Below are 25098 nucleotides of genomic sequence, written 5' to 3'. Positions count from 1 at the left end.
TCAACATGACCGTAACCGTAAAGCCACCCGCGCCGGCAGCACCGGCCCCCAAGCCCGAACTGTCCTTCCGGCAGCGTCTCAATGTGTGGGACTTCAAAGTTTCCCCCTACCTGTACATTTCCCCCTTCTTCCTGCTCTTCGCACTGGTGGGCCTGTTCCCGCTCATCTACACGTTCTTTGTGTCCCTCTACGACTGGCACCTGCTGAAGGGCCAGGGCGACTTCGTCGGTCTGGGAAACTTTGCCGACGTCCTGGGTGACCGTTTCTTCTGGAACTCGCTCTTCAACACGCTGAGCATCTTCCTTCTGTCCGCCATCCCCCAGCTTGCCGGGGCACTGCTGATTGCAGCCGTACTGGATCAGAACATCCGCGCCAAGACCTTCTGGCGGATGAGTGTGCTGGTCCCTTACGTTGTGACCCCCGTGGCCGTTGCACTGATCTTCACGAACATGTTCGGTGAAGAACACGGACTGATCAACAGCATCCTGGGCAACTTCGGAATCGATCCGATCCAGTGGCGCACGGAAACCTTCCCCAGCCACGTCGCGGTGGCGAGCATGGTCAACTGGCGGTGGACCGGCTACAACGCGCTGATCCTGCTGGCCGCCATGCAGTCGGTACCGCGCGAAATCTACGAATCCGCAGCCTTGGACGGTGCGGGCGCCGTCCGCCGGTTCTTCAGCATTACGCTGCCCAGCATCCGGCCCACCATGATCTTCGTGGTGATCACCTCCACCATCGGCGGGCTGCAGATCTTCACGGAGCCGCGCCTGCTGGATCCGACGTACGCCGGCGGCGCCCAACGGCAGTTCCAGACAACTGTGCTGTACCTCTGGGAGATGGCTTTCCAGCGCCAGGACTTCGGAAGGGCCTCGGCCATTGCCTGGCTCCTGTTCCTCCTGATTGTCGTTTTCGGAGTCGTCAACCTGGCCCTGTCCAGGCGCATAGCCTCCTCGGACAGCCGGCGGTCCCGCCGTCGTGCGGCACTGAAAGGGAAGAACAAGTGAGTGTCATTGAACGCAAAGCCCCCGCCCCGGGGCGCGGAAGCGTCCCTCCCAGGAGGAAGCAGGCCCTGCGGAACAGGATCCTCGGGAATGGGCTCCGCCCCGGTTTCCTGACGTACGGCCTGCTGCTGGCCTTCTTCGTCGGCTCGGCCTATCCCCTGTGGTGGTCTGCAGTAGTAGGCAGCCGCTCCAACGAGGCGCTGGGCCTGACGTACCCGCCGCTGCTGCCGGGCGGTAACTTCTGGGCGAACGTGGGCGAGGTGCTGGACACCATCCCGTTTTGGACGGCATTGTGGAACAGCATCCTGATTTCCAGCATCATCACCGTTTCCGTGGTCATCTTCTCCACGCTGGCGGGCTACGCGTTTGCCAAGCTGCGCTTCCGCGGCAACGGTGTACTGATGGTGGCGGTTGTGGCCACCATGGCCATTCCCACCCAGCTTGGCATCATCCCGTTGTTCATGGTGATGCGGGAGCTCGGCTGGACCGGTGAAATCGGCGCCGTAATCGTGCCGACGCTGGTAACGGCCTTCGGCGTATTCTTTATGCGCCAATATCTCGTGGACGTCATTCCCGACGAACTCATCGAATCCGCCCGTATGGACGGGGCCAACATGATCAGGACGTTCTGGCACGTCGCGCTGCCCGCGGCCCGTCCGGCCATGGCAATCCTCAGCCTTTTTACGTTTATGTCCGCGTGGACCGACTTCCTGTGGCCGCTGCTGGTCCTGGATGCAAGCAATCCCACGCTCCAAACCGCGCTCAGCCAGCTGCAGTCCTCACGGTACGTGGACTACTCGGTAGTCCTCAGCGGCGCTGTACTGTCCACCATCCCCCTGCTCATCCTCTTTGTGCTGGCAGGCAAACAACTTATATCCGGAATTATGCAGGGAGCAGTGAAGGGTTAATGACTAACAACACCCCGGAATGGAACAACTTCCCGGCCGGCTTCATCTGGGGATCCGCCACCGCGGCCGCACAGGTTGAAGGCGCAGCGCGGGAGGACGGCAAGGAAGACTCCATTTGGGACGCCTTTGCCGCAGTACCCGGCAACGTACGCAACGGAGACACCCCGGCAGTTGCCGTGGACCACTACCACCGGATGCCGCAGGACGTGGCCCTGATGAAGGACCTGGGACTGGACTCCTACCGGTTTTCCACCAGCTGGGCGAGGGTTCGGCCGGGCGGCGGGGACCTCAACCGCAAGGGGCTGGATTTCTACTCTCGTCTGGTGGACGAACTCTTGGAAGCCGGGATCCTTCCCTGGCTCACCCTCTACCACTGGGACCTCCCCCAGGCCCTGGAGGAGGCCGGCGGGTGGACCAACCGCGACACCGCATACCGGTTCGTGGAGTATGCACAGGATGTCTACTCCGCGCTGGGCGACCGGGTGGAGCACTGGACAACGTTTAATGAACCGTTCTGCTCGTCGCTGCTCGGTTACGGGTCCGGGGCGCACGCTCCCGGCCGGCAGGAGCCGCGTGCAGCGGTTGCCGCCGTCCACCACCAGCACTTGGCCCACGGCATGGCGGTGAACGAACTCCGCCGCCTGGGCGCGGAGCAGATCGGCATCACCCTGAACCTGAGCAACTCCATCCCCCGTGACCCGGCGGACCCCATAGACCTCGAGGCCGCGCGCCAGTTCGACTCCCTGCAGAACCGGATTTTCCTGGATCCCATCCTGCGCGGATCATATCCGGAGGATTCCCTCCGCGACCTGGCGCCTTATGGCCTCCAAGAGGTCATCCAGCCCGGCGACATGGAAACCATTGGCGCCCGCATCGACTTCCTGGGCGTGAACCACTACCACGATGACCAAATCAGCGGACACCCGGATACCAGCGGCTCCGACGGGCACGGCGGGGGTGCAGGACGGCCGACGGCGTCTCCGTGGGTTGGGGCCGAACACATCACCTTCCCCAGCCGCGGCCTGCCGCGCACGGGGATGGACTGGGAGGTGAACCCGGACGGGCTGCGCAAGCTGCTCCTGCGGCTGGGCGAGGAGTACCCGGACCTGCCTCCGCTTTACATCACCGAGAACGGTGCAGCGTACGAGGACGAGGTTGCCGAAGACGGCAGCGTCCCGGATGCTGAGCGCACGCGCTTCATCCTCGACCACATCCGCGCCGTGGGAGAGGCCATCTCCGCCGGTGCCGATGTGCGCGGCTACTTCGTGTGGTCCCTGCTGGATAATTTCGAGTGGTCCTGGGGCTACAGCAAACGCTTCGGCATTGTCCGGGTGGATTACGACACGCAGGAGCGGACGGTGAAGGACAGCGGACATGCCTACCGCGGCCTCATCGCCGGGACCCGGAGCGCCGCAGGGGCAGCGACAGCCGTGTGAGGTCCCGTAAGCTGGCATCAGCCGGGCACCCCGGCCCAAGGCGCAGGGAGATATAAGTGAAAGCTGAGTCCGGCCAGGTCCGTTCCGCCCCGACCCTCGAAATGGTCGCGGCCCTGGCCGGAGTCTCCCGTGCCACGGTGTCACGCGTGGTCAACGGTTCATCCTCCGTTGACCCGCACCTCGTCACGTCGGTGGAGCAGGCAGTGAAGGTGCTGAACTATGTGCCGAACCGTGCTGCCAGGACCCTCGCCAGCCGACGCACCTACACTGTGACCCTGCTGGTCCCGGAGTCCACCTCCAAGGTCTTCGCGGATCCCTTCTTCGCGGCCGTGGTGGAAGGCGTTGCACGTTACCTGAACACCACCGAGTACATGCTCAACATGGTGACGTCCTCTGAGTCCAATCCGGAGAAAACCCGGCGGTACCTGCTGGGCGGAAACGTGGACGGGGTCCTGGTGGTGTCACACCACACCGGGGATCATTCCTGGACGCATTTGAACGGCTCCCTGCCGCTGGTCTTCGCGGGCCGTCCCCTGCTGGACTCCGCTGAGGCCTACTTCGTCGAGGTGGACAACGAGGAAGGGGCGGCGACGGCCACCAAGCGGCTGATTAGTGCCGGCAGGCGCAGTATTGCAACCATTGCCGGCCCGCAGGACATGCATCCGGGCGTGGACCGGCTGGCGGGCTGGCGTACTGCAGTGCAGCGTGCCGGCCTCAGCGACCTCCTGGTGGAAGCCGGCGACTTTACCGTGGCCTCGGGGGCCGCCGCCATGCGCCGGCTGCTGGACCGCGGGCAGCCCGTGGACGGCGTCTTCGCCGCCAATGACCAGATGGCAGCCGGTGCTTATACGGTGCTCAAGGAACGCGGGCTGCGGATCCCCGACGACGTCGCCGTCGTCGGATTTGATGATGACTACTACGCCACCAGCGTGGCCCCGGCGCTGACCACCATCCACCACCCGATCTCGCTGCTGGGCGAGAAGATGGCCGAGATCCTGGTGGACCTGATCGAAGGGCGTCCGGCGGAACGCGTCACGCGGCTGCCCACGTCCCTTGTGGTCCGGGAATCTGCCTAGCGCCAACGGAACGGCATACATACAGAAGCGGGCCCCCACTTTCGTGGGGGCCCGCTTCTGGTTTACTGCATCCGGCTCACCGAAGCGGCCTGGCCGGAATTAGTTGCCCGTGAGCTTCTCGCGCAGTGCAGCCAGGGCTTCGTCGGAAGCCAGCGTGCCGGCACCCGTCTCGGCAACGGCCGGCTCGGAGGAGTAGCTGGTGGTGCCGGAATCGTGGGATTCCGATGCAGCAGCGATGTCCTCGGAGTTGTGCTGGGCGACCTGCTTCTTGTGGGCTTCCCAACGGGCCTGGGCGTCAGCGTACTGCTGCTCCCAAGCGGCACGCTGGGTCTCGTAGCCTTCGAGCCATTCGTTGGACTCGGGGTCGAAGCCCTCCGGGTACTTGTAGTTGCCGGCTTCGTCGTACTCTGCAGCCATACCGTACAGAGCCGGATCGAACTCGGTGCCCTCGGGGTCGACGCCCTCGTTGGCCTGCTTGAGGGACAGCGAGATGCGGCGGCGCTCAAGGTCGATGTCGATGACCTTGACGAACAGTTCGTCACCAACGGAGACAACCTGCTCGGCGAGCTCCACGTGGCGCACTGCCAGCTCGGAGATGTGGACCAGGCCTTCGATGCCGTCTTCGACGCGGACGAACGCACCGAACGGAACCAGCTTGGTGACCTTACCCGGAACAACCTGGCCGAGGGCGTGGGTGCGGGCGAAGGTCTGCCACGGATCTTCCTGCGTAGCCTTCAGCGACAGGGAGACACGCTCGCGGTCGAGGTCAACTTCCAGAACCTCAACGGTGACTTCCTGGCCAACTTCGACAACCTCGGAGGGGTGGTCGATGTGCTTCCAGGACAGCTCGGAGACGTGAACCAGGCCGTCGACGCCGCCCAGGTCCACGAATGCACCGAAGTTGACGATGGAGGAAACAACGCCCGGACGAACCTGGCCCTTTTCCAGCTTGTTGAGGAACGTGGAGCGAACCTCGGACTGGGTCTGCTCGAGCCATGCGCGGCGGGACAGAACAACGTTGTTGCGGTTCTTGTCCAGCTCGATGATCTTGGCTTCGATCTGCTGGCCGATGTACGGAGCCAGGTCGCGGACACGACGCATCTCCACGAGGGATGCCGGCAGGAAGCCGCGCAGCCCGATGTCGAGGATAAGACCACCCTTGACAACCTCGATGACGGTACCGGTAACGACGCCGTCTTCTTCCTTGACCTTCTCGATGTCGCCCCAGGCGCGCTCGTACTGTGCGCGCTTCTTGGACAGGATCAGACGGCCTTCTTTGTCTTCCTTGGTGAGCACCAGGGCTTCGACCTGATCGCCAACGGAGACAACGTCTCCGGGATCAACGTCGTGCTTGATGGAAAGCTCGCGGGAAGGAATGACACCCTCGGTCTTGTAACCGATGTCGAGCAGGACCTCGTCGCGGTCAACCTTGACAACGGTACCTTCGACGAGATCGCCGTCGTTGAAGTACTTGATCGTTGCGTCAATCGCGGCGAGGAAGTCCTCGGCAGTACCGATGTCGTTGATGGCGACCTGCGGGGTACCGGACTTCTCGTTGGTGGTGATGGTCATGTAGTTGGGACTCCGATGTGGAAGTTGTTTTGTATTCCGGACTGGTTTCCACTAACCGGCGGGGTAACCCGCAGGCAGATACTGGCCCAAGTGAAAGACGAAGGCACGTAAATGCCTGCGACGAACAGCTTGTTTGCCCGGAGATGGACAGGATGGGTAATAACTCGCGCTATTACGCGCCCGATCAGTCTAGCCGGACCCGCCAACGCAGGTCAAAGGGGATTGCCCGGTGACCTGGAGAAAAACACCCGGATCCGGCGCGCGGGGACCCCGGGGGCCTAGAAATGCGTGCTGCAGTAGGGCGCCGGTCCTGCCGCGAACAGTGAGTCCAGAAGGGACAGCGCATCATCCTGAGCCCGCACTCCCCCGGCGGCTGCCAAGGTCCGGGCACTCACCGCCCCCAGGTAGAGCGAGCCCAGGGCCGCAACCGTCAGCTCCGCCCGGAGCGTGCCGGCGTCCTCTCCCGGTTCGGCCGGAGCGCATGTCCCGACGCCGTCACGCACCTTCAGCAGGAAGGTCCCGTCCGCCAGGCCCATCGGATCCGTGACGTGGAGCACCACCGCGCCGTCGCCGAAATAGCCGCGCGCGGCCAGGGCGGCCGGAGCGTCCAGGATCCGCAGCCACAGGACGTCCTCGATGTCCTTTACGGTGTAGCGGCGCCGATCCGCGAGCATCCAGGGCAGCGGATCCTCCACCGGAGCTTCGGCATACGTCAACCGGTCCACCAGGTCGATGGACCCCAGGTAACGCCACAGTTCGCGGTACGCCTCGTCACTGGCCGCCACCAGGTCGATGACCTTCATGGTGTGCGGTTCGTTTCGCCAGCCCAGCGACTTGTAGGCCGCGTAGCCGTCCGGGACCCCTTCTGCGTTGAAGCGCAGGACACTGCGCACCGCCCGGTCCGGTTCCGTGTTTTCCCCGTTCCATTTCCCGGCCGCACGCATGGCGTACGCATGCTGGCGGCCCAGGGCACCGAAGGTACGCTCCAGATGGGCCCGGAAAAGTTCCGGCGCCAACGCCAGGATCTTGTCAGGGTCGGCAACGGCAATGCTGCCCCTCGGCGGCGCACTGAACTCCAGGCCACCCCTGGTGTCCAGCTCTACTCGGGCGGTGGAAGTGGCGGCGCCGAACCCGAACCGTCCATAGATGGTTGCCTCCGACGCCGTGAGGGCCGCCAGCGCCAAGCCGGCCGCTTTGGCCCGCGCAAGGTCCGAGGTAATCATCTGCCGCAGGATCCCGCGGCGCCGGTGCGTGGGACGCACGGTGACCGCCGTAACCAAATGAGCGGGAAGCAGCTCCCGTCCGCCTACGTTCAAGTCGTTGACCATGGTGCCGTAGGTGGCCACTGGCACCGCCGGATCCCAGGCATACTCCGGCATATCGTCGTCGTATACCGCGGTCAGGATCCGCCCGTCCCGCAGGTAACCGTCCACCTGGGCCGGGAAGCGTTCCGGGATGCTGCGGTCCTCGTGGAAGCCAAGGTTAACGGCGTCGAACCACCGAACTGTCCGCTCATCGGCCTTGCTATGGTCCGCGGAGTCGTAACCGGCCGGGAACGAAGCGAACCGCAGCCCGACCGCGCCGTTGTTCGTGCCGTTGTCCGTTCCCATGCTTCCCCCTGTGTGTTGAAGCGGCGGCGCCGCGTACTTAGTGGCCGGCTTCGTGCCAGCTGACGCCCTGACCAACCGAGACATCCAGCGGCACAGACAGGTCCGCCGCCGCGCCCATCTGCGTGCGGACCAGCTTTTCCACCGCGTCCCGCTCGCCGGGAGCGACTTCGAGCACCAGTTCATCATGGACCTGCAGCAGCATCCGGGATTTCAGGCCCTGGGCCTTGAGTTCACTGTCCACGCCCAGCATGGCCTTCTTGATGATGTCCGCCGCGGAGCCCTGGATGGGGGCATTCAAGGCAGCACGCTCAGCCATTTCGCGCAGCTGCCGGTTGTCGCTGGAAAGGTCCGGCAGGTAGCGCCGGCGCCCCTCGATGGTGGAGGTGAAGCCGTCCTTGCGGGCCTGCTCGACGACGCCGCGCAGGTAGTCGCGCACGGCTCCGAAGCGTTCGAAGTAGTCCCGGATCAGGGTCCGGGCTTCATCGACCGGGATGGCCAGCTGCTTGGACAGGCCGAAGGAGCTCAGCCCGTAGACCAGGCCGTAAGACATGGCCTTGACCTTGGAACGCATGGCGCTGGTTACTTCTTCGGGGGCCACGTTGAACACGTGCGAGCCTACAAAGCGGTGCAGGTCCTCGCCGGCACGGAAGGCGGAAATCAGCCCTTCGTCACCGGAAAGGTGGGCCATGATCCGCATTTCGATCTGCGAGTAGTCGGCGGTAAGCAGCGAGTCGTAGCCGTTGCCCACCACGAACACCTCGCGGATGCGGCGGCCCTCCTCCGAGCGGATCGGAATGTTCTGCAGGTTCGGGTTCACCGAGGACAGGCGTCCGGTGGCCGCCACCGTTTGGGCGTACGTGGTGTGGATGCGGCCGTCGTCGGCAACGGCTTTGCGCAGTCCCTCGACGGTGGAGCGCAGCTTGGACGCGTCTCGGAAGGCCAGGAGCTGCTCAAGGAAAGGGTGCCCGGTCTTGACGATCAGGTCCGTCAGCGCGTCTGCGTCGGTGGAGTAGCCGGTCTTGATTTTCTTGGTCTTCGGCAGGCCCAGTTCATCAAAGAGGACCGCCTGCAGCTGCTTGGGCGAACCGAGGTTGATTTCCTTGCCGATGATCCGGAAGGCTTCGTCGCTGGCGTGCGTGATGGTGGCGCTGAAGTCATCCAGCAGGCGGTCCAGCTTCTCGGAGGACACGGCAATACCGGCCAGTTCCATTTCGGCCAGCACCTCGGACAGCGGCAGCTCCAGGCCGCCCAGCAGCTGGTTGGCTCCGCGCTCCACGAGCTGGCCGGCGAAGTGCTCGCTCAGGCGCAGTGCCGCGAAGGCCTTGGATACGGCGGGCGTGGCTGCATCTTCATCGCCCAGGGACAGTTCCAGCTGGTTGCTCGCTGCTGCCGCCGGAACAATGTTCATCTTCAGGTGGTACTGGGCCAGGTCCGCCAGTTCGTAGCTGCGGCGGTCCGGCTGGATCAGGTAGCCGGAAATGGCGGTGTCATCCACTTCCCCGGCCAGGTGCAGCCCGCGGGCGGCCAGTGACTTGTAGGCCTCCTTGAAATCGTGAACCACCTTGGGAGCATCCAGGTTCGCCAGCCATGCTGCGAGCACCTGCTCGGCCTCGGCGTCGAGCCCGGTCAGCGGCACATAGGCCGCGGAGGCGTCGGTCACCAGGGCGATGCCGACGACGTCGCGGGACGCGGCCGCTCCTTCGGTCACAAGCTGCACGGCGGTGCGGGCCTGGTTAGTGGCCCGCAGCCAGTCCTGCAGGGCACCGGCGTCCGTCAGGACAGTGTGTTCGGGGGCAGCCACTTCGGCATGGGTGCTGGCCTCGCCTTCCTCTTCCCCGTAAACGTCGAAGAGCCGCTTGCGCAGCGCGTTGAACTGCAGTGCGTCGAAGAGTTCCTCGATGGCCTCCCGGTCCGGGCGCCGGGCAGCCATCGCGTCGAGCTCCACGGGCAGGTCCAGATCCCGCAGCAGCCGGTTCAGGCGCCGGTTCCGCTTAACATCTTCGATGTTCTCGCGCAGGGAATCGCCAACCTTGCCCTTGATGGCGTCCAAATTCTCGAGGATCCCCTCGAGGCCGCCGTAGAGCTTAATCCACTTTGCCGCCGTCTTGGGTCCAACACCGGGAACGCCCGGCAGGTTGTCCGCTGTCTCGCCCACCAGCGCGGCAAGGTCGGAGTACTTGTCCGGCGGCACCAGGTACTTCGCTTCGACCGCCGCGGCATCCATCCGGGGCAGATCGGATACCCCCTTCTTGGGGTAGAACACGGTGACGTGGTCATCCACCAGTTGGAAGGCATCGCGGTCACCGGAGACCACCATCACGTCCCAGTCCTGCGCCGACGCCTTGGTGGCGAGGGTTGCAAGCACGTCGTCCGCTTCGTAGCCGTCCATGGAAAGGGTAGGAATGCGCATGGCCTCCATGACCTTGATAATCAGGTCAATCTGCCCGTGGAACTCCTCGGGCGTCTTGTTCCGGCCGCCCTTGTACTCGGTGTACTCCTCGGAGCGGAACGTCGGCGTGTCCAGGTCAAAGGCCACCGCCACGTGGGTGGGCTTCTCTTCTTTGATCAGGTTGATCAACATGGAGGTGAATCCGTACACCGCGTTGGTGTGCTGGCCCGTGTCGGTGGAGAAGTTCTCGGCCGGGAGGGCGTAGAAGGCCCGGAAAGCCATGGAGTGACCGTCAATCACCAGCAACCGGTTGTGTCCCCCGGCATTCACGTTCCCGAGCTGAACCGCTGCAGTGCCGGCGTCCGTGCCGTTGCTTTTGGTGCTGCTGTCCTCGGTGCCGCTGTTTTCGGTGTCGCTGTTGCTAAGGGGGGTGCCGGCCAGTTTGGTAGATTCACTCACAAATGCAAGCCTAGTTGCCATGAGCGAGATTTTCACGCCGGGCCCGGGGGGCCCCGCGGCACACACGAACCCGCACCGGCAGGAACTCCTGGACGCAGGTGTCCCGGAGGAGCTGCACGACTGGCTTGCCGCGCACGGTGTCGGACGGCTCGTGGTGAAGATGGGCATCCGGTTCCTGGAAATGGCGCCGGACCGCCTGGTCGCCACCATGCCGGTGGAAGGCAACGAACAGGTGGCCGGAATCCTGCACGGCGGCGCGCACCTGGTCCTCGCTGAGACCCTTGGTTCCTTTGGTGCCGGAATGCACGCAGGCCCGGGCCGGCACGCGGTGGGTATTGAAATAGGGGCCACGCATCACCGGTCCGTGTCCTCGGGGCTGGTCACCGGTACGGCCACCGCGCTGCACCTGGGCAATACCCTCACCACGCATGAAGTAGTGATGACGGATGAGCAGGGCCGGCGCCTGTCCACCGCCCGGATCACCAACATGATCCGCGAGTCCCGCTAGGCACCGGGCAGGAACGAGTAGTGCAGGCGCATGCTGCCGTCCGCGGAAGGCTCTGACCGGAGCAGACGGACCTGCTGATTCGCCGCGGCCGGCAGCAGAGCCTGCCCTGAGCCCAGCAGCAGCGGGTGCAGTGTCAGGTGCAGCTCATCCAACAGGCCTTCCCGGAGGTACTGGGCGGCAAGGTTTGTCCCGCGCAGCCACACGTCGGCGTTATTGGCGGAATCGGCAATGTCGGCGGCGAACTCGCTGACGGGGCCGCGCACGAACATCACGTCAGCGCCGTTTATGCCGGGAAACTCATGGTGGGTATAGACCCACACCGGTGCCTGCGGGCAGTCCCATGCCGCAGGCCCGTGTTCCTGGACCTGGCGCAGCAGCCGTGCATAGGTGCCTGCGCCCATCACCACGGCTCCTGCGGCGGATGGCACTTCGGTTCCGGCGGCTTCCGTCGGATGCGGGGAAAAGGGGTCGAAGCCTGCGGCCAGGTAGTCGGCGGAGTTGAACCCCGCCGGGTTGTGTCCGGCGGCGTCAAAGCCGTCGAGTGAGGCCGAGGCGTAGTACACGGTCCGGACCATCTGGCAATGCTAACCAGGCCGGGATGCGGGGCGGAAGACAGCCCTGCGGAATACGGGCGCCCGCTTCGGGGTTGCCGCCTATGGATTGGAATTGCCGCTGCCGCCCCAAGTGGCCTGCGCAGCGGCGCACTATAGGAAGAGTTGCGTTTTGAACCTGTTTTCCCCGATGACTGCCGGCAGCCTTGAGCTGTCCAACCGCCTGGTGATGGCACCGCTGACCCGCCAGCGCGCCGGCCGGGACGGTATCCCCGGACCCATGATGGTTGAGCATTACCGGCAGCGTGCCTCCCTGGGCCTGATTGTCAGCGAAGGCACCTACCCCAGCCGCGAAGGCCAGGGTTTCCCGGGCCAGCCGGGGCTGGTGGACCCGGAGCAGTTGGACGGCTGGCGGAAGGTCACCGACGCGGTGCACGACGCCGGCGGGCGGATCGTTGCGCAGGTCATGCACGCCGGCCGCGTAAGCCACACCAACACCACCGGCGGGCTGGAACTGGTTGCCCCCAGCGCCATCGCGGTGGACGGCCTGTCCCACACTTATGACGGCAAGCAGCAGTACGAGGTGCCGCGGGCACTGGAAACCGAAGAGTTGGCGGAAGTGACCGCCGGCTTCGTACGCGCTTCGCGTGCGGCAGTTGACGCGGGCTTTGACGGAGTCGAACTGCACGGGGCCAACGGCTACCTGCTGCACGAGTTCCTCTCCCCCGCCTCCAACCAGCGCACCGACGGTTACGGCGGCAGCCCGGAGAACCGGGCACGGTTTGTCATCGAGACGGTTTCCGCCGTGGCCGCCGAAATCGGGGCGGACCGCGTGGGCCTGCGCCTGTCCCCCGAACACAACGTCCAGGGGGCGCTCGAGACAGATCCGGCGGACGTGCTGGCCACCCACGGCGCCCTGCTGGACGCCATTGCACCGCTGGGCCTTGCCTACCTCAGCATCCTGCACCGTGACCCTGCCGGAGAGCTGGTGCAGGCCCTTCGTGCACGCTTCGGCGGGCCGGTGTTCCTCAACTCCGGCTTCGGCGTCATCACCACCCGTGACGAAGCGATCGCCATGGTTGCCGACGGACTCGCAGACGCCGTCGTGGTCGGCCGCCCGGCCATCGCCAATCCCGACCTGGTGCGCCGCTGGCAGGAGGGGCTGCCCCTGAACACCCCTGACGCCACGACGTTCTACTCGTTCGGCCCGGAGGGCTACACCGACTACCCCTTCTACTCCGGGGGCGACGCCGCGTCGCAGAACTGACGTCGCAGAACTGACGTTTCGGACCCGAACCGGGCCCGGCAACGCAGAAGGCCGGCAGGATCAACGATCCTGCCGGCCTTCTGCGTTGTATCGCTTTTGTACGTTGCTAACCGTGCATCGCCGGCACAATCAGGTAGATGCCGTACAGGACTGCAACGGCGCTCACGCCGAAGCACGCAAACGCGCCGGCCTTCGCCAAGGCAACGCGGTTGCCCGGGGTGGAAGCAGTGGCTTCGTCCTGGGACACGGCGTACAGCCGCACTCCGAAGGAGTAGACGCCGACGACGATCAGTGCGGCTACCAGTGTGACGCCGAAGACCACGAGGTAGTCCAGCCAGTGGATGTTCATTTGGAACCTGCCTTGACCTTGCGGGTGTTTTTGCCGTTCTTGTTCTTGCGGCCCTTGGAGCTCTTTTTGGCCTTGCCGTGGTTCTTGCCCTGCTTGGCCTTCTTGCCGCCCTTGTTCTTGCCCTTGCCGCGGCGCTTCTTGATGCTCACGACTTCGCCGGCGTTTTCAATACCGCTGTTGCTGACGGCATTGTCATGGCTCACCTTGTCCCGCCGGGACCACAGGAAGATGCCGAGGATAACCAGCGTCCCGACGACGGCGTCGATGACCACGCCCGCTGTTCCCATGGAGGCGACGGCGGCGGTGACGGCACCCATGACCGCTGCTGCAGGGAGGGTCAGCAGCCAGCCGCTGGCGACCCGGCCGGCAGTTCCCCAGCGGACCACCGCGCCCTTGCGGCCCAGGCCCGAACCAATGACGGAGCCGGAGGCAACCTGGGTCGTGGAGAGGGCAAAGCCAAGGTGGGAGGAGGCCAGGATGGCGGCTGCGGTGCTGGTTTCGGCAGCGAAGCCCTGGGCCGGCTTGACCTCGGTCAGGCCGGTTCCCATGGTCCGGATGATGCGCCAGCCGCCTGCATAGGTACCGGCAGCAATGGCAACGGCACACGCCGCGACCACCCAGAAATGGGGGCCGGTTCCGGGGGTCTGCAGCCCGTCGGCCACCAGGACCAGGGTGATGACGCCCATGGTCTTCTGCGCATCGTTGGTGCCGTGCGCCAGAGCCACCAGGGAGGAGGAGAAAATCTGTGCGTAGCGGAAGCCGCCGCGCTTGCGGGGCAGCTTCTCACCGGAGTCCGGGTCATGCCGGCGAGTGATCCGGTAGGCCAGCTTGGTGGCGAGGTACGCCACAAAGCCCGCGATAACCGGAGCGATCAGTGCCGGCAGGACCACCTTGGAGACCAGCACCGAGAAGTCCACCGAGCCGAACCCGGCACCCACTACCGCAGCACCGATCAGCCCGCCGAAAAGGGCGTGGGAAGAACTGCTGGGCAGTCCCTTGAGCCAGGTGATCAGGTTCCAGATCACGGCACCCATGAGGCCCGCGAAGATCATTACCGGGGTGATCTGGATTCCGCCGTCGCCCTCGCGGATCAGGCCGTGCGAGATGGTTTTGGCTACCTCGGTGGAGAGGAAAGCGCCAACCAGGTTGAGCACGGCCGCCAGGGCCACTGCTGTTTTCGGTTTGATTGCGCCGGTGGCGATGGGAGTTGCCATCGCGTTGGCGGTGTCATGAAATCCGTTGGTGAAGTCGAAGAATAAAGCCAGCGCGATCACCAGCGCGACCATGAGGGTGAGATCCACCGCATACCCTAACTAAAGACGAGTGAAAAGAGTCCGCGTGGCGGGTTCAGCTTCGGCACGTGTTGCCGAAATCCCGCTTTACGCCAGATTGATCGTATGCGCTCGGGCAGGCGCGGACCAAAGCGGGGGTTGTGCGCTTGCTCTCGCCCGCGGGTTGCACCGAGCGGACCTACCCGCGGTCTTCGGTTCAGATCCGCAGGCTGGTCCGGGGCCCGCGGCCGCCAAGTTCGACGTCGATGTCCGTCTCCGGAGCGGGCAGGACGACACGCCGGGAATGCGTGTTCACACCGTCGGGCTCCACGATGCTGAGGATGTAGCTGCCGGCCCCGGGCAGCGGCAGCTCGTAGTTCCCGGCAGTGTCGGAACGCACGGCCACCGACGGCTGGCCTCCCGGCCGGACCAGGATGACCAGGGCACCGGCAAGCGGCCGGCCGGCATGCTCGATCCGCCCGGAGAGGGTCAGCCGCTGGCGGAAGTGGATGTCATGGTTCGCCGCCGAGCCGGGGAAGGCCAGCACCTCTGAAACCGGCCGCCAGTGGGCATGGTTGGCGACGAGCACGTACTCCCCGTCCCCGGGCAGCACCACGTTGTAGGTGCCGGCGTCGTCGGCGCGGTCCCAGTCCACCGGGCGGCCGGTGCCGTCCAGCACGGTGACGGTGCCGCGCTGCACAGGCTTGCCGTCCGCCGCCGAGAGCATGCGTCCGTGGACCATGATTTCCCGTTTCGCGTCTGCACGCTGCGGCTGAACCTGGCCCGGTGCCGCGTGCAGATCCGGGTGGGTGGCCTCGCGCCGGCGGGAGCGCGGGATCAGGCAGGAAACTCCGGTGGCCGCAAGTGCCGCGATTCCGGCGCAGACGAAAACGGTCCGGAAGGCGTCCAAGCTGGGGAAGGCGGCACCGCTGATGCTCACCGTCAGCGATGCCAGGACGGTGGCCACCACGGCGCTGCAGGTGGAGGTGCCCACCGAACGCAGCAGTGTGTTGACTCCGTTGGCCGCGGCAGTGTCCGTCAGCGGTACGTTGCTCATGATCAGGGTGGGCATGGCGGCCATGGCCATGGCTGTTCCCACCGATATGATCACTGCCCCGGTGATGATTTCGGTCACCGAACCCACAAACAGAACACGCCAGAGGTAGCCGGCTGCCATTACCGCGCAGCCGCTCACCATGGTGGTTTTGGCGCCGAAACCGTTGGTGATCCTTGCCGACACGGGTGCAGCCGCCACCATGGCCAGCCCGGACGGGATCATGGTCAAGCCGGCCACCACCACGCTCAGCCCGAATCCAAAGCCGGTTTCCCGGGGCAGCTGGAGCTGCTGCGTAGTGACGAGCATATTGGCGTACATGGAGAAGCCCACCAGTACTGCCCCGATGTTGGTGAGCAGGACGGGGCGGCGGGCAGAGGTCCGGAGGTCCACCAGCGGCTGGCCGTTGCGCAGCTCCGCCGGGAACCACAGGGCAAAGAACACGGCGGCACCGGCGAACAGGCCCACCACCGGATAACTGGTCCAGCCCCAGACACCGCCCTTGGTAATGGCCAGCAACAGCGCGGTCATCCCCGCCGAGAGCAGCACTGCGCCGAGGTAATCGAAGCGGCCGGGTGTGCGCACATGCGACTCCGGAACAAAAACGACCACGGCCACCATGAGCAGCGCGGCGATTATTCCCACCACCCAGAACGTTGCCTGCCATCCGAGCCGGTCGTAGATGTACCCGGACAACGGCAGCCCCAGGGCACTGCCGATTCCGAAGCTGGCGCTCATCAGGGATACGGCTCCCGCGATTTTCTTCTGCGGCAGCGCGTCGCGCAGGATGCTGATTCCCACCGGGATCACCGCTCCGGAAAAGCCCTGCAGGCCCCGGCCCACCAGCGCCCAGGTGAAGGTTCCGCCAATCGAGGCAGTGAAGGCTCCGACCACCATCATGGCCATTGCCAGCAGCAGCATCCGGCGCTTGCCGTACATGTCCGCCAGCCGCGACACGATGGGCGTGGCCACGGCCGCGGCCAGCAGCGTTACGGTGACCATCCACGAGACGTCGTCGCTGCTGACCCCGAAGACCCGCGGGTATTCGGGCAGCAACGGCACCACGGCGGTCTTTTCCAGTGAAACCACTATGCCGCCGCAGGCCAGGACGGCAATGACCAGCCAGTCCGGGTACGTTCGCCGATTCCGTGCCGGCTGCGTGGTCATACCGGTCCTTCCGGTTGGGCTTCCGGCGGCGGAACTAACCGCGCGAGATAGGCACCTTCTTGGAGGAGGGACCAACCTCGGGAACGGGGACGCGGACTTCAAGGACGCCGTCGTTGTAGGAGGCGGTGACGTCGTCCTGGCTGGCGCCGCTGGGCAGGGCAACTTCCCGGGTGAACGAGCCGTACCGGAACTCCGAGCGGTAGCCGTTGCGGCCCTTGTGGTCGGTCTGTTCGCGCCGCTCACCCTTGATATGCAGCATCCCGTCGCTGACCGTAACGTCCAAGTCCTGCTCGGGGTTGATGTTGGGCAGTTCGGCACGGATCACCATGCTGTTCCCGTCCTGGTACTCCTCGATGGGGAAGGCCGGGACCTCCCAGTCCCCCTCAAAGAATTTCCGGACCTGGTCGGGCAGTTCGAAGCGTTCGCGCCTTGCAAGTGAAGCCATGGATATCTCCTGTGTATGGCCCGGATTCGCCGCAGGTTGCGCCGGTTTTGCTCCGGCCCTGCCGCCGGGCGGGGAGGAATGCCGGTGCCGCAAGGTTACGTCCGGAAGGTTCCTGCGCTCAATGGAAACCTCCGTGGAAACGGCTCCCAACCCGTGGATTAAGGGTCCCCGGAATTCCCTTTGCCCGCCGGGTCCGGCCGGGGTCCGGAGCCTAGTCACGGGTCTTGGCCCCGCGTATAGTTTTTTGGTGCGCAGCCCTGTGAGGACCCCGACCGCCGTCCACTACGGCACGATGCCGTTCGGCATTCCGTCGATGAGAGGCTTCCAAAAATGGCGCAGAACAGACCGGACAGAGTCAGCGTTAATCCCATTTTCGCCCGTCCGGGCGAGGAAACATCCGCCCCCAAGTTCACATTGAATGACGGGCAAATGCTGCCGGAAACGGCCTACCAGATTGTGCACGATGAGACCATGCTCGACGGCAATGCGCGCCTGAACCTGGCGACGTTCGTGAGCACCTGGATGGACGACTACGCGAACCGGCTATACAGCGAGACGTTCGACAAGAACATGATCGACAAGGACGAGTATCCGCAGACCGCGCAGATTGAGCAGAACTGCTGGCGGATCCTTGCGGACCTGTGGCACTCGCCCGACCCGGAGGGCGCCATCGGCACCTCGACCGTGGGTTCCTCAGAGGCGTGCATGCTGGGCGGCCTTGCATTAAAACGGCTGTGGCAGCACAAGCGGCGCAGCGAGGGCAAGTCCACGGAAAAGCCGAACCTCGTGATGAGTTCCGCGGTACAGGTGTGCTGGGAGAAATTCTGCAACTACTTCGACATTGAATCCCGGCTGGTCCCCATTTCCGAGGAGCACAAGTGCCTGGACGGCTTCGAACTGGAGAAGTACGTCGACGAGAACACCATCGGCGTCGTCGCCATCATGGGCGTGACCTACACCGGCATGTACGAACCGGTAAAGCAGATAGCCGCCAAACTGGATGAAATCCATGCCTCCACAGGGTTGGACGTTGCCATCCATGTGGACGCAGCCTCCGGCGGCATGATTGCTCCGTTCATCCAGCAGGACCTGGAATGGGACTTCCGGCTGGAGCGCGTGCATTCCATCAGCACCTCGGGGCACAAATACGGCCTGGTCTACCCCGGCCTGGGCTGGGTGGTGTGGCGGGAGCGCCAGTGGCTTCCGGAGGACCTGATCTTCTACGTGAGCTACCTCGGCGGAGACATGCCGACTTTCGCCCTGAACTTCTCCCGTCCGGGCGCGCAGGTAGTCCTGCAGTTCTACTTGTTCCTCCGCCTGGGCCGGGACGGTTACGCCAAGATCCAGCAGGCCTCCCAGGACGTTGCCCTGCACCTGTCCAGCGCAATAGCGCAGATGGGGCCCTTCGAACTGTGGAACGACGGATCGGACATTCCCGTGTTTGCCTGGCGGCTGAAGGAGGGGCATACGGACAAGTGGAACCTGTATGACCTGGCCGAGCGCCTGCGCACCAAGGGATGGCTGGTCCCGGCATATCCCATGCCGGACAACCTCGCCAACCTCACCGTGGAACGCATTGTTGTCCGCAACGGCTTGAGCATGGATTTGGCGGAGAACCTGCTGACCGATATCCGCCGCGAAACGGCCTATCTGGATCAACTGAACGCGCCCATGCCCCGCGAAGCGGAGCAGCCCGGGTTCCATCACTAGTCCCAGGAGGTGGGTGGAATGAGTGATTCGAAGGCAGCAAATTCCACTGCATCAACGAAAGACCCGAGTGCCTCGGCCAAGCAAAAAGCGCAGATCACCATCGGCGCCCTGGCGGTAATGAACATTGTGGCCGTGGTTAGCCTCCGCGGACTTCCATCCGAGGCGGAATACGGGCTGAGTTCGGTTTTCTATTACATTTTCGCCGCCGTGGTCTTCCTGGTACCGGTCTCCATTGTGGCCGCCGAGCTGGCCACCGGATGGCCGGAAACCGGCGGTGTGTTCCGGTGGGTCGGTGAGGCCTTCGGTCCGCGCTGGGCTTTCCTGGCCATGTTCATGCTCTTTATTGAGGTCACCATCTGGTTCCCAACGGTGCTGACTTTCGGCGCGGTATCACTGGCCTATACCGGAACCAGCCAGAACCTGGACGCACAACTGGCGGGCAACAAATTCTTTGTCCTGGCGGTGGTCCTGGTGGTGTACTGGCTGGCTACCTTCATTGCGTTCCGGGGTGCCAAGGCGTTTTCCCGGGTGAGTCAGTGGGGCGGCATTATTGGCACGATAATCCCTGCCATCATTTTGATTGTGCTGGGCTTTTCCTACTTCTTCGCCGGGAATACCCCGCAGATCCAGCTGGGCTGGGGCGAACTGTGGCCGGACTTCGGCAACTTCTCCAACGTTGTCCTCGCCGCCTCGATCTTCCTGTTCTACGCCGGCATGGAAATGAACGCGATCCATGTCAAGGAAGTGAAGAATCCGACACGGGACTATCCCATTGCGGTACTGATTGCAGCGGCCGGTACGGTGATTATTTTTGTGCTGGGCACCTTGGCCATTGCATTTGTTGTGCCGCAGGCAGACATCAACCTGACGCAGTCCCTGCTGACCTCCTACAACGACATGTTCGACTGGGCCGGCATCGGCTGGGCCGGACCGATAGTTGCAGCCATGCTGCTGATCGGCGTGCTGGCCGGGGTGGTCACATGGGTGGCCGGACCCTCGACCGGTATGCTCGCCGTAGCCAAAGCCGGGTATCTCCCCCGCTTCTGGCAGCACACCAACAAGCACGGAATGGGCACCCACATCCTGTTCTTCCAGGCTTTTGTCGTCACCGGACTCGGGTTCATCTACGTGGTCCTGCCCTCCGTGCAGGCCGCGTACCAGATCCTGAGCCAGCTGACAGTGATCCTGTACCTGATCATGTACATGCTGATGTTCGCCTCGGCCATCTACCTGCGGTACAGCCAGCCCAACCGGCCCCGGCCCTACCGCGTACCCGGTGGTGATGCGGGGATGTGGATTGTTGCCGGTGTCGGCTTCCTGGGCGCACTGATGGCCTTCGTCTTCAGCTTTATCCCGCCGGACCAGATTGCCGTCGGATCTCCGGAGGTCTATGTAGGCATCCTGGTGGGCGGTGCCGTGCTGATGGTGATCCTGCCATTTGTCATCTACGCCTTCCGCAAGCCGCACTGGCGGGATGCGGCCAGCGAGTTTGTGCCGTTCACCTGGCAGATCGAGCACACCCATCCGGGAACGGTCACGGAGTCCAGTGTCTCCACGCAGCAGTTGACGCGAGAAGCGGAATCCTCCGGTTCGCCCATCACGTTCAGCCACGACGCCGGTACCGGGCACGGGGAGCATGCCAAGGCCCCGCATCCGGGCGAGCATCTGCAGCAACCGGGCCACGAAGGTGAACATGCGGCCTCGGCCACCGGGAAGGCATCATCCACTCCACGGCCCCGCGGGGGCGGAACAGGCGGGAGCACAGCGGTATGAAACTCGACGCAACGGCCATAGCGGACGCGGTCAAAACCGCGTATGCGGACCACAAGGATGACGCCGGCGGGAAGAACGCCAGCTATATCCCGTATCTCGCCTCGGTGGACCCTGACCTTTTCGGCGTCTGTGTGATGACGGCGGACGGGCAGCTGTTCGAGGCCGGTGACACCGGCTTCGAGTTCGCCCTTGAGTCCATCTCCAAGGTGTTCTCCATGGCCTGGGCAATGGAAGCGGTGGGCCTGGAAACCTTCCAGGAGAAAGTGGGCGCGGATCCCACCGGGGAACCGTTCAACTCGGTGATCTCGGTGGCGTTGCACGGCGACACCCCGGTCTCCCCGCTGGTGAACGCCGGAGCCATGTCCACCGTGTCGCTGATTCCCGGAGACAACGCCGAGGACCGCTGGGAAGCCATCCTGCAGGTCCAGAGCGCGTTCGCCGGGCGGAAGATCAAGCTGAGCGACGAGGTGAACGAGTCGGAGCAGTCCACCAACTTCCACAACCGGGCCATTGCCTGGCTGCTGTATTCGGGCGGCACCATGTACTCGGACCCCATGCAGGCCTGTGATGTCTATACCCGGCAGTGCTCCACCCTGGTGACTGCCCGGGACCTGGCCGCGATGGGCGCCACCATCGCCAACCGCGGTGAGAACCCTTTGACCGGGGACCGGGTGGTACAGGCGGCCCATGTGCCGGCCATGCTGGCGGAAATGACCATGGAAGGCCTGTACACAAAATCCGGGGACTGGGCCTACACAGTGGGTCTGCCTGGCAAGTCCGGCGTAGGCGGAGGCATCATGGCAGTGATGCCCGGCAAACTTGCCATTGCCGGTTTCGCCCCGCCGCTGGACCCGGCCGGCAACAGCGTGAAGGCCCAGGCCGCGGTGGCGCAGGTGGCCAAGGCACTGGGGCTGAGCATCTACAAGGCCAGCGAATACAGCGACTGACCGGCTGCTTGCACTAGGCGCGGCCGCCGAGGTCCCTGCTGATCCGGTCCGCGGCGGCCCGCAGGTGCGGCAGCACGGTTTCTTCGATGCGTTCCTCCGGGGAACTGTGGAGCTGCAGGGACACGTTCGCTGCGGCGACCACTGAACCGTCGGCCCCGCGGACCGGCACCGCCACGCCCCGCAGACCGTTTTCCAGTTCGTCCGCGACGCGCGAGAACCCTTCGGTTCCCGCGCGCCGCACTGCGTGCTGCAGTTCCGCAACGCTGCCGACCGTGCCGGCCGTGTACTGCATGAGCTGGACCGCAGCGAAGTACTCCTCCTGCTCGGCTTCCGGCAGTGCGGCCAGCAGCACCCGTCCCATGGAGGTGGCCCAGGCCGGGAAACGCGTGCCAACGTTGACCGCCACCCGCACCAACCGCGGCGAAGTGATCCGCGAAACATAAACGACATCGCCGCCGTCCAGGATGCACAGCGAGGTCGTCTCGCCCAGATCTGCGGACAGCTGCTTTAGGTGCGGTTCGGCGGCGTGCGGCAGCGAAAGATGGGACAGGAAGGAGGCGCCGATGTCCAGGGTCCGAGGAGCGAGCCGGAAAGCGGTGCCGTCATAGCCCAGATACCCCAGGTCCCGCAGGGTCAGCAGGAACCGCCGGGCCGCTGCCCGGCTGGTGCCGGCCGCAGCCGCAGCCGAACTGACCGTATGTTCCGGGACGTCCTTGCTGAAGGCGCCGAGCACGGCGAAGGCCTTCTCCACAGACTTGACGTAGTAGCCGTCCTCCATTCTCAGCCGTCCTTCCGTGCAAGCGTGCCTTCGGCCGCCAAATACTGCGACGCCAGCCGGACCGGAGCGTTGGGTGCGCCGTAGCCGTCATAACGGCCCCGCCGCTCCACCACCTCGAAGAACACGTTCCCCACGGTGGCCGTGTAGAAGTGCAGGAACTCGCCGTCGCCGTCTCGGTCGTACAGCAGGTTCAATTCCTGCAGCGCGGCCAGGAAGTCCGGCTCCAGCCGGAACCGGGCAGCGAGGTCCTCATAGTAGTTCGCCGGTACGGGAAGGAACCGCAATCCCCTGCCGGCGGCCTGCCGCGCAACAGCGACCAGGTCGGTGCAGGCGAATGCGATGTGCTGGGGATAGCCGCCCGGTTCGGACTCGACCGCGAGCGGGGCGATGTTCAGGGCCAGCCGCACCCCGCCGGCGGTGCTGCGCATCACCTGGCTCCGGACCAGGCCCATCGGGCTCGGGACCTCCTGCGCAGCGGCAGCCGAGAGGGAAAGGGTGGCTTCGTAGAAAAGTACGGCTTCGTCAAAATGCTGCCACGGCTGGGACAGGTTGATGTGGTCGATGGCGGTGACCAGCGGTTCTGTCCCGGTGCCGGTGCCCGGTTCGCGGCTGAACTCCCCCGCCCAGGCGGCCGTACCGTCCGCGGTGGCCTCGCAGAGGAAGACTTCCGTGCCGTCGGGCGCGTACACGGCCTGGAGCACCTGCTCATCCGCCTGGGTTTCGCGCGGCACCCGTCGGGTGCGCAGCTGCACGGCACGCGAGGCGGCGGCCAGCGGATCCTGCACGTCCAGGCCGAGGGCGGAGATGCCCGGTTCCAGGGCGCTGGCACCGTTGATGATGACCCTCGCCTGGCCCTGGGTCCACAGCTGCGCGTGTTTGGTTCGGTGCCGGCCGCCGAATTCGAAGCCGAGCTGACGGAGCAAGCTGGATACGGTCTCCGGGTGCTCCGCCTTGACCTCGGCGAAGCTGAAGCCGCTGGGTTCGGCCACCGGCGGCAGGGCCGCCAGGGACATCGGATAGCGTGCCGCGCTGTCGTCCGCAGCCAGACGGGCGGCGGTGCGTTCCTGAAGCAAGGTCAGCGAACGCATGGCGTCCACGGCGGTGCGTTCCTCGGCCGTCTGCCGGAACACGTCATTGAAGATCTCCAGCGAGACCGGTCCGTCGTAGCCGGTGCGGACCAGATGCGCCATAAAGCCCACCAGGTCAAAAGCGCCCTGGCCGGGGAAAACCCGGTAGTGCCGGCTCCAGGACAGGACGTCCAGGGACAGTTTGGGGGCGTCTGCCAGCTGGACGAAGAAGATCTTCTCTGCCGGGATTTTTTCGATGGCTCCCGGGTCCCAGCCGCGGGAGAGGATGTGGAAGCTGTCCAGGCAGGTGCCGATGTTCGGATGCCGGGCCAAATCCACTATGCGCTGGGCGTGCTCGAAATCGTTGACGTAGCGGCCCCAGGCCAGGGCCTCATAGGCCACCTTCACACCGTACCCGGCGGCAAGGTCTCCGAGGCGGCTTAACTGGCCGGCAGCCACCGCGTCGTCGTTAACGGTTGCCGTGCCCGCGTTGCTGCACAGCAGCATGGTCTCAATACCCAGCCGGTTCATCAGCTCGAACTTGGCCCGGGCCCGCACCATGTTCGCCGCCAGTTCCTCACCACCCACGCCCTCGAAATCGCGGAAGGGCTGGTAGAGGTCCAGGCTGAGGCCGAGGCTGCCGGCCAGCGCGCGGATCTGTTCCGGGGTGGAGGGAGAAACCACCAGGTCCGGTTCGAAGATTTCGACGCCGTCAAAGCCGGCCGCAGCGCAGGCCCGCATTTTCGCTTCGAGGCTGCCGCTGAGGCAGACGGTGGCGATAGAGGTGCGCATGGGTGCTCCGGTTCCCGGCCTCAGCGGCCCTGGCTGATGAGTTCCGTCAGATGGGCGTGCATCCGGACGGGGTCCGGCCGGATGCCTGTGATGAGTTCGAACGCGTCCACGGCCTGCCCCACGGCCATCCGGCCGCCGTCCAGTACCCGGCAGCCCTTGGCCCGTGCGCCGCGGACGAGTTCCGTGTCCACCGGGCGGTAGACCACGTCCGCCACCCACTGGGAGGAGTCCAGCAGGTCCAGGTCGACGGCGAGGCCGGGATGGGAGTGCATTCCCAGCGGAGTGGCGTGCACCAGTCCGTCCGCCCCGGGGAGCGCGGCGGGCAGGTCCCCGGGCGTGCCGGAGGTGATCTGCCGGCCGGGAAACAGATGTGTGAGGGCCGCTGCCCGGTCCGCGGCCCGTGTCGGCTCCAGGTCCAGGATGGTGAGCCGGCGGGTTCCGGCGCTCAGCAGTGCGTAGGCCACGGCGGCGCCGGCGCCGCCGGCGCCCAGCTGCACTGCCGAGTCCAGCTCGGCGTCCGGCAGGCCATCCGCCAGGGCACTGCCGAAACCGGAGAAATCGGTGTTGTGCCCGATGAACCGGCTGTTCCGAATCAGCACGGTATTGACGGCGCCCAGCCGGGCGGCGTCGTCGGAGACGTCATCCAGCTCGGCCAGGACCAGCTGCTTGCAGGGATGGGTGACATTGAAGGCGTTGAAGCCCAGGTCCCGGCCCCAACGCAGCACCTCGCCGACATCGGTGCCGGGCCGCCCCAGCGTCAGGAGGTCGATGGGGCGGTAGATATAGCGCAGTCCCTGGTGGGCGGCTTCGCGCTCATGCATGGGCGGCGTGAGCGAGGCGGTGATGCCTTCACCGATCAGTCCGACAATGAATGTTTCATTGGTGCCGCTCATGGACCAGCTCCTCCCGCTGCATGATTCACCCGTCTCCGTGCCGTGACGGAGCATCCCCTGTGTAAGGGATTG

Annotated in this window: 20 protein-coding genes; 9 read left to right on the top strand and 11 right to left on the bottom strand. The window is 65.1% G+C overall.

Annotated elements, in window-relative coordinates; all coding sequences use genetic code 11:
* The first annotated feature begins 5 nt into the window (after positions 1-5).
* From QNO06_RS08920 to QNO06_RS08905, 4 genes are read left to right on the top strand one after another with little or no spacing between them, the layout of a single operon-like run.
* Entirely contained in the window at positions 6-1007 is a 1002-nt protein-coding gene (locus tag QNO06_RS08920; protein ID WP_227911302.1) for a carbohydrate ABC transporter permease, read from the top strand.
* Positions 1004-1912, top strand: a complete 909-nt coding sequence (locus QNO06_RS08915; RefSeq protein ID WP_227911301.1) for a carbohydrate ABC transporter permease — start codon at positions 1004-1006, stop codon at positions 1910-1912. The genes QNO06_RS08920 and QNO06_RS08915 overlap by 4 nt, the downstream gene beginning before the upstream one ends.
* Positions 1912-3348 carry a GH1 family beta-glucosidase gene (locus QNO06_RS08910; protein WP_227911300.1) on the top strand — a complete coding sequence of 479 codons (1437 nt, stop codon included), beginning with the start codon at positions 1912-1914 and terminating at the stop codon, positions 3346-3348. The genes QNO06_RS08915 and QNO06_RS08910 overlap by 1 nt, the downstream gene beginning before the upstream one ends.
* A gap of 56 nt (positions 3349-3404) precedes the next feature.
* Positions 3405-4424 carry a LacI family DNA-binding transcriptional regulator gene (locus QNO06_RS08905; protein ID WP_442860128.1) on the top strand — a complete coding sequence of 340 codons (1020 nt, stop codon included), beginning with the start codon at positions 3405-3407 and terminating at the stop codon, positions 4422-4424.
* A gap of 99 nt (positions 4425-4523) precedes the next feature.
* Here QNO06_RS08905 and rpsA read toward each other — a convergent pair whose 3' ends face one another.
* From rpsA to polA, 3 genes are all read right to left on the bottom strand, one after another.
* Positions 4524-5996: a 30S ribosomal protein S1 gene (gene rpsA / locus QNO06_RS08900; protein WP_227911299.1), complete on the bottom strand. Its 1473-nt coding sequence runs from the start codon at positions 5994-5996 to the stop codon at positions 4524-4526.
* Positions 5997-6274: 278 nt separating this feature from the next.
* On the bottom strand, positions 6275-7606 hold the full coding sequence (locus QNO06_RS08895; protein WP_227911298.1) for a GNAT family N-acetyltransferase: 1332 nt from the start codon (positions 7604-7606) through the stop codon (positions 6275-6277).
* A gap of 37 nt (positions 7607-7643) precedes the next feature.
* Positions 7644-10454 carry a DNA polymerase I gene (gene polA, locus QNO06_RS08890; protein WP_442860127.1) on the bottom strand — a complete coding sequence of 937 codons (2811 nt, stop codon included), beginning with the start codon at positions 10452-10454 and terminating at the stop codon, positions 7644-7646.
* A gap of 19 nt (positions 10455-10473) precedes the next feature.
* Between polA and QNO06_RS08885 the strand changes: the two genes are divergently transcribed.
* Positions 10474-10962 (top strand): hotdog fold thioesterase, encoded by a 489-nt coding sequence (locus QNO06_RS08885; RefSeq protein WP_227911296.1) that lies wholly within the window; start codon positions 10474-10476, stop codon positions 10960-10962.
* Here the strand turns inward: QNO06_RS08885 and QNO06_RS08880 are convergent.
* The gene (locus QNO06_RS08880; protein WP_227911295.1) at positions 10959-11537 is read right to left on the bottom strand and encodes a dihydrofolate reductase family protein; all 579 of its coding nucleotides are present in this window, start codon (positions 11535-11537) and stop codon (positions 10959-10961) included. The genes QNO06_RS08885 and QNO06_RS08880 overlap by 4 nt on opposite strands.
* A 166-nt stretch (positions 11538-11703) precedes the next feature.
* On the opposite strand from QNO06_RS08880, the gene QNO06_RS08875 reads away from it, so the two are divergent.
* Positions 11704-12780, top strand: a complete 1077-nt coding sequence (locus tag QNO06_RS08875; RefSeq protein ID WP_227911578.1) for an alkene reductase — start codon at positions 11704-11706, stop codon at positions 12778-12780.
* Between the two features lie 106 nt (positions 12781-12886).
* Here QNO06_RS08875 and QNO06_RS08870 read toward each other — a convergent pair whose 3' ends face one another.
* The 4 genes from QNO06_RS08870 to QNO06_RS08855 all read right to left on the bottom strand — a co-directional run bounded on the left by QNO06_RS08870 (position 12887) and on the right by QNO06_RS08855 (position 17066).
* Entirely contained in the window at positions 12887-13129 is a 243-nt protein-coding gene (locus QNO06_RS08870) for a hypothetical protein (protein ID WP_227911279.1), read from the bottom strand.
* On the bottom strand, positions 13126-14430 hold the full coding sequence (locus QNO06_RS08865) for an inorganic phosphate transporter (RefSeq protein WP_284014703.1): 1305 nt from the start codon (positions 14428-14430) through the stop codon (positions 13126-13128). Before QNO06_RS08865 ends, QNO06_RS08870 begins: the two co-directional genes overlap by 4 nt.
* A gap of 187 nt (positions 14431-14617) precedes the next feature.
* Positions 14618-16621 carry an MFS transporter gene (locus tag QNO06_RS08860; protein WP_227911277.1) on the bottom strand — a complete coding sequence of 668 codons (2004 nt, stop codon included), beginning with the start codon at positions 16619-16621 and terminating at the stop codon, positions 14618-14620.
* A 34-nt stretch (positions 16622-16655) separates the two neighbouring features.
* Complete coding sequence (locus tag QNO06_RS08855) at positions 16656-17066, bottom strand: Hsp20/alpha crystallin family protein (protein WP_227911276.1); 411 nt, start codon at positions 17064-17066, stop codon at positions 16656-16658.
* A gap of 330 nt (positions 17067-17396) precedes the next feature.
* On the opposite strand from QNO06_RS08855, the gene gad reads away from it, so the two are divergent.
* From gad to glsA, 3 genes are read left to right on the top strand one after another with little or no spacing between them, the layout of a single operon-like run.
* Positions 17397-18776, top strand: coding sequence for a glutamate decarboxylase (gad, locus tag QNO06_RS08850; RefSeq protein WP_227911275.1), 1380 nt, complete (start codon positions 17397-17399; stop codon positions 18774-18776).
* A gap of 18 nt (positions 18777-18794) precedes the next feature.
* A complete protein-coding gene (gene gadC / locus QNO06_RS08845; protein ID WP_227911274.1) occupies positions 18795-20549 on the top strand; it encodes a glutamine/gamma-aminobutyrate antiporter GadC in 1755 nt (584 codons plus the stop codon).
* Positions 20546-21496 (top strand): glutaminase A, encoded by a 951-nt coding sequence (glsA, locus tag QNO06_RS08840; RefSeq protein ID WP_227911273.1) that lies wholly within the window; start codon positions 20546-20548, stop codon positions 21494-21496. The genes gadC and glsA overlap by 4 nt, the downstream gene beginning before the upstream one ends.
* A 13-nt stretch (positions 21497-21509) precedes the next feature.
* On the opposite strand, the gene QNO06_RS08835 is transcribed toward glsA, so the two are convergent.
* Genes QNO06_RS08835 through QNO06_RS08825 form a run of 3 tightly spaced genes read right to left on the bottom strand, consistent with a single transcriptional unit; the run spans position 21510 to position 25026 of the window.
* Positions 21510-22274 (bottom strand): IclR family transcriptional regulator domain-containing protein, encoded by a 765-nt coding sequence (locus QNO06_RS08835; protein WP_227911272.1) that lies wholly within the window; start codon positions 22272-22274, stop codon positions 21510-21512.
* Positions 22275-22276: 2 nt separating this feature from the next.
* Positions 22277-24133 (bottom strand): bifunctional sugar phosphate isomerase/epimerase/4-hydroxyphenylpyruvate dioxygenase family protein, encoded by a 1857-nt coding sequence (locus QNO06_RS08830; RefSeq protein WP_227911270.1) that lies wholly within the window; start codon positions 24131-24133, stop codon positions 22277-22279.
* Positions 24134-24153: 20 nt separating this feature from the next.
* Positions 24154-25026 carry a shikimate dehydrogenase gene (locus QNO06_RS08825; RefSeq protein ID WP_227911269.1) on the bottom strand — a complete coding sequence of 291 codons (873 nt, stop codon included), beginning with the start codon at positions 25024-25026 and terminating at the stop codon, positions 24154-24156.
* Positions 25027-25098 lie beyond the last annotated feature (72 nt).

Source organism: Arthrobacter sp. zg-Y20 (assembly GCF_030142075.1).
GTDB lineage: Bacteria > Actinomycetota > Actinomycetes > Actinomycetales > Micrococcaceae > Arthrobacter_B.
This window is presented reverse-complemented; position numbering and strand designations above follow the sequence as displayed.

Bases quoted from the DNA above. Each gene is read 5' to 3' on its own strand.
- rpsA (WP_227911299.1), bottom strand. From the start codon at position 5,996: ATGACCATCACCACCAACGAGAAGTCCGGTACCCCGCAGGTCGCCATC.
- QNO06_RS08830 (WP_227911270.1), bottom strand. From the start codon at position 24,133: ATGCGCACCTCTATCGCCACCGTCTGCCTCAGCGGCAGCCTCGAAGCG.
- QNO06_RS08880 (WP_227911295.1), bottom strand. From the start codon at position 11,537: ATGGTCCGGACCGTGTACTACGCCTCGGCCTCACTCGACGGCTTTGAC.
- QNO06_RS08910 (WP_227911300.1), top strand. From the start codon at position 1,912: ATGACTAACAACACCCCGGAATGGAACAACTTCCCGGCCGGCTTCATC.
- QNO06_RS08835 (WP_227911272.1), bottom strand. From the start codon at position 22,274: ATGGAGGACGGCTACTACGTCAAGTCTGTGGAGAAGGCCTTCGCCGTG.
- QNO06_RS08885 (WP_227911296.1), top strand. From the start codon at position 10,474: ATGAGCGAGATTTTCACGCCGGGCCCGGGGGGCCCCGCGGCACACACG.
- gad (WP_227911275.1), top strand. From the start codon at position 17,397: ATGGCGCAGAACAGACCGGACAGAGTCAGCGTTAATCCCATTTTCGCC.
- gadC (WP_227911274.1), top strand. From the start codon at position 18,795: ATGAGTGATTCGAAGGCAGCAAATTCCACTGCATCAACGAAAGACCCG.
- QNO06_RS08895 (WP_227911298.1), bottom strand. From the start codon at position 7,606: ATGGGAACGGACAACGGCACGAACAACGGCGCGGTCGGGCTGCGGTTC.
- QNO06_RS08920 (WP_227911302.1), top strand. From the start codon at position 6: ATGACCGTAACCGTAAAGCCACCCGCGCCGGCAGCACCGGCCCCCAAG.
- QNO06_RS08860 (WP_227911277.1), bottom strand. From the start codon at position 16,621: ATGACCACGCAGCCGGCACGGAATCGGCGAACGTACCCGGACTGGCTG.
- QNO06_RS08875 (WP_227911578.1), top strand. From the start codon at position 11,704: ATGACTGCCGGCAGCCTTGAGCTGTCCAACCGCCTGGTGATGGCACCG.
- QNO06_RS08855 (WP_227911276.1), bottom strand. From the start codon at position 17,066: ATGGCTTCACTTGCAAGGCGCGAACGCTTCGAACTGCCCGACCAGGTC.
- glsA (WP_227911273.1), top strand. From the start codon at position 20,546: ATGAAACTCGACGCAACGGCCATAGCGGACGCGGTCAAAACCGCGTAT.
- QNO06_RS08870 (WP_227911279.1), bottom strand. From the start codon at position 13,129: ATGAACATCCACTGGCTGGACTACCTCGTGGTCTTCGGCGTCACACTG.
- QNO06_RS08825 (WP_227911269.1), bottom strand. From the start codon at position 25,026: ATGAGCGGCACCAATGAAACATTCATTGTCGGACTGATCGGTGAAGGC.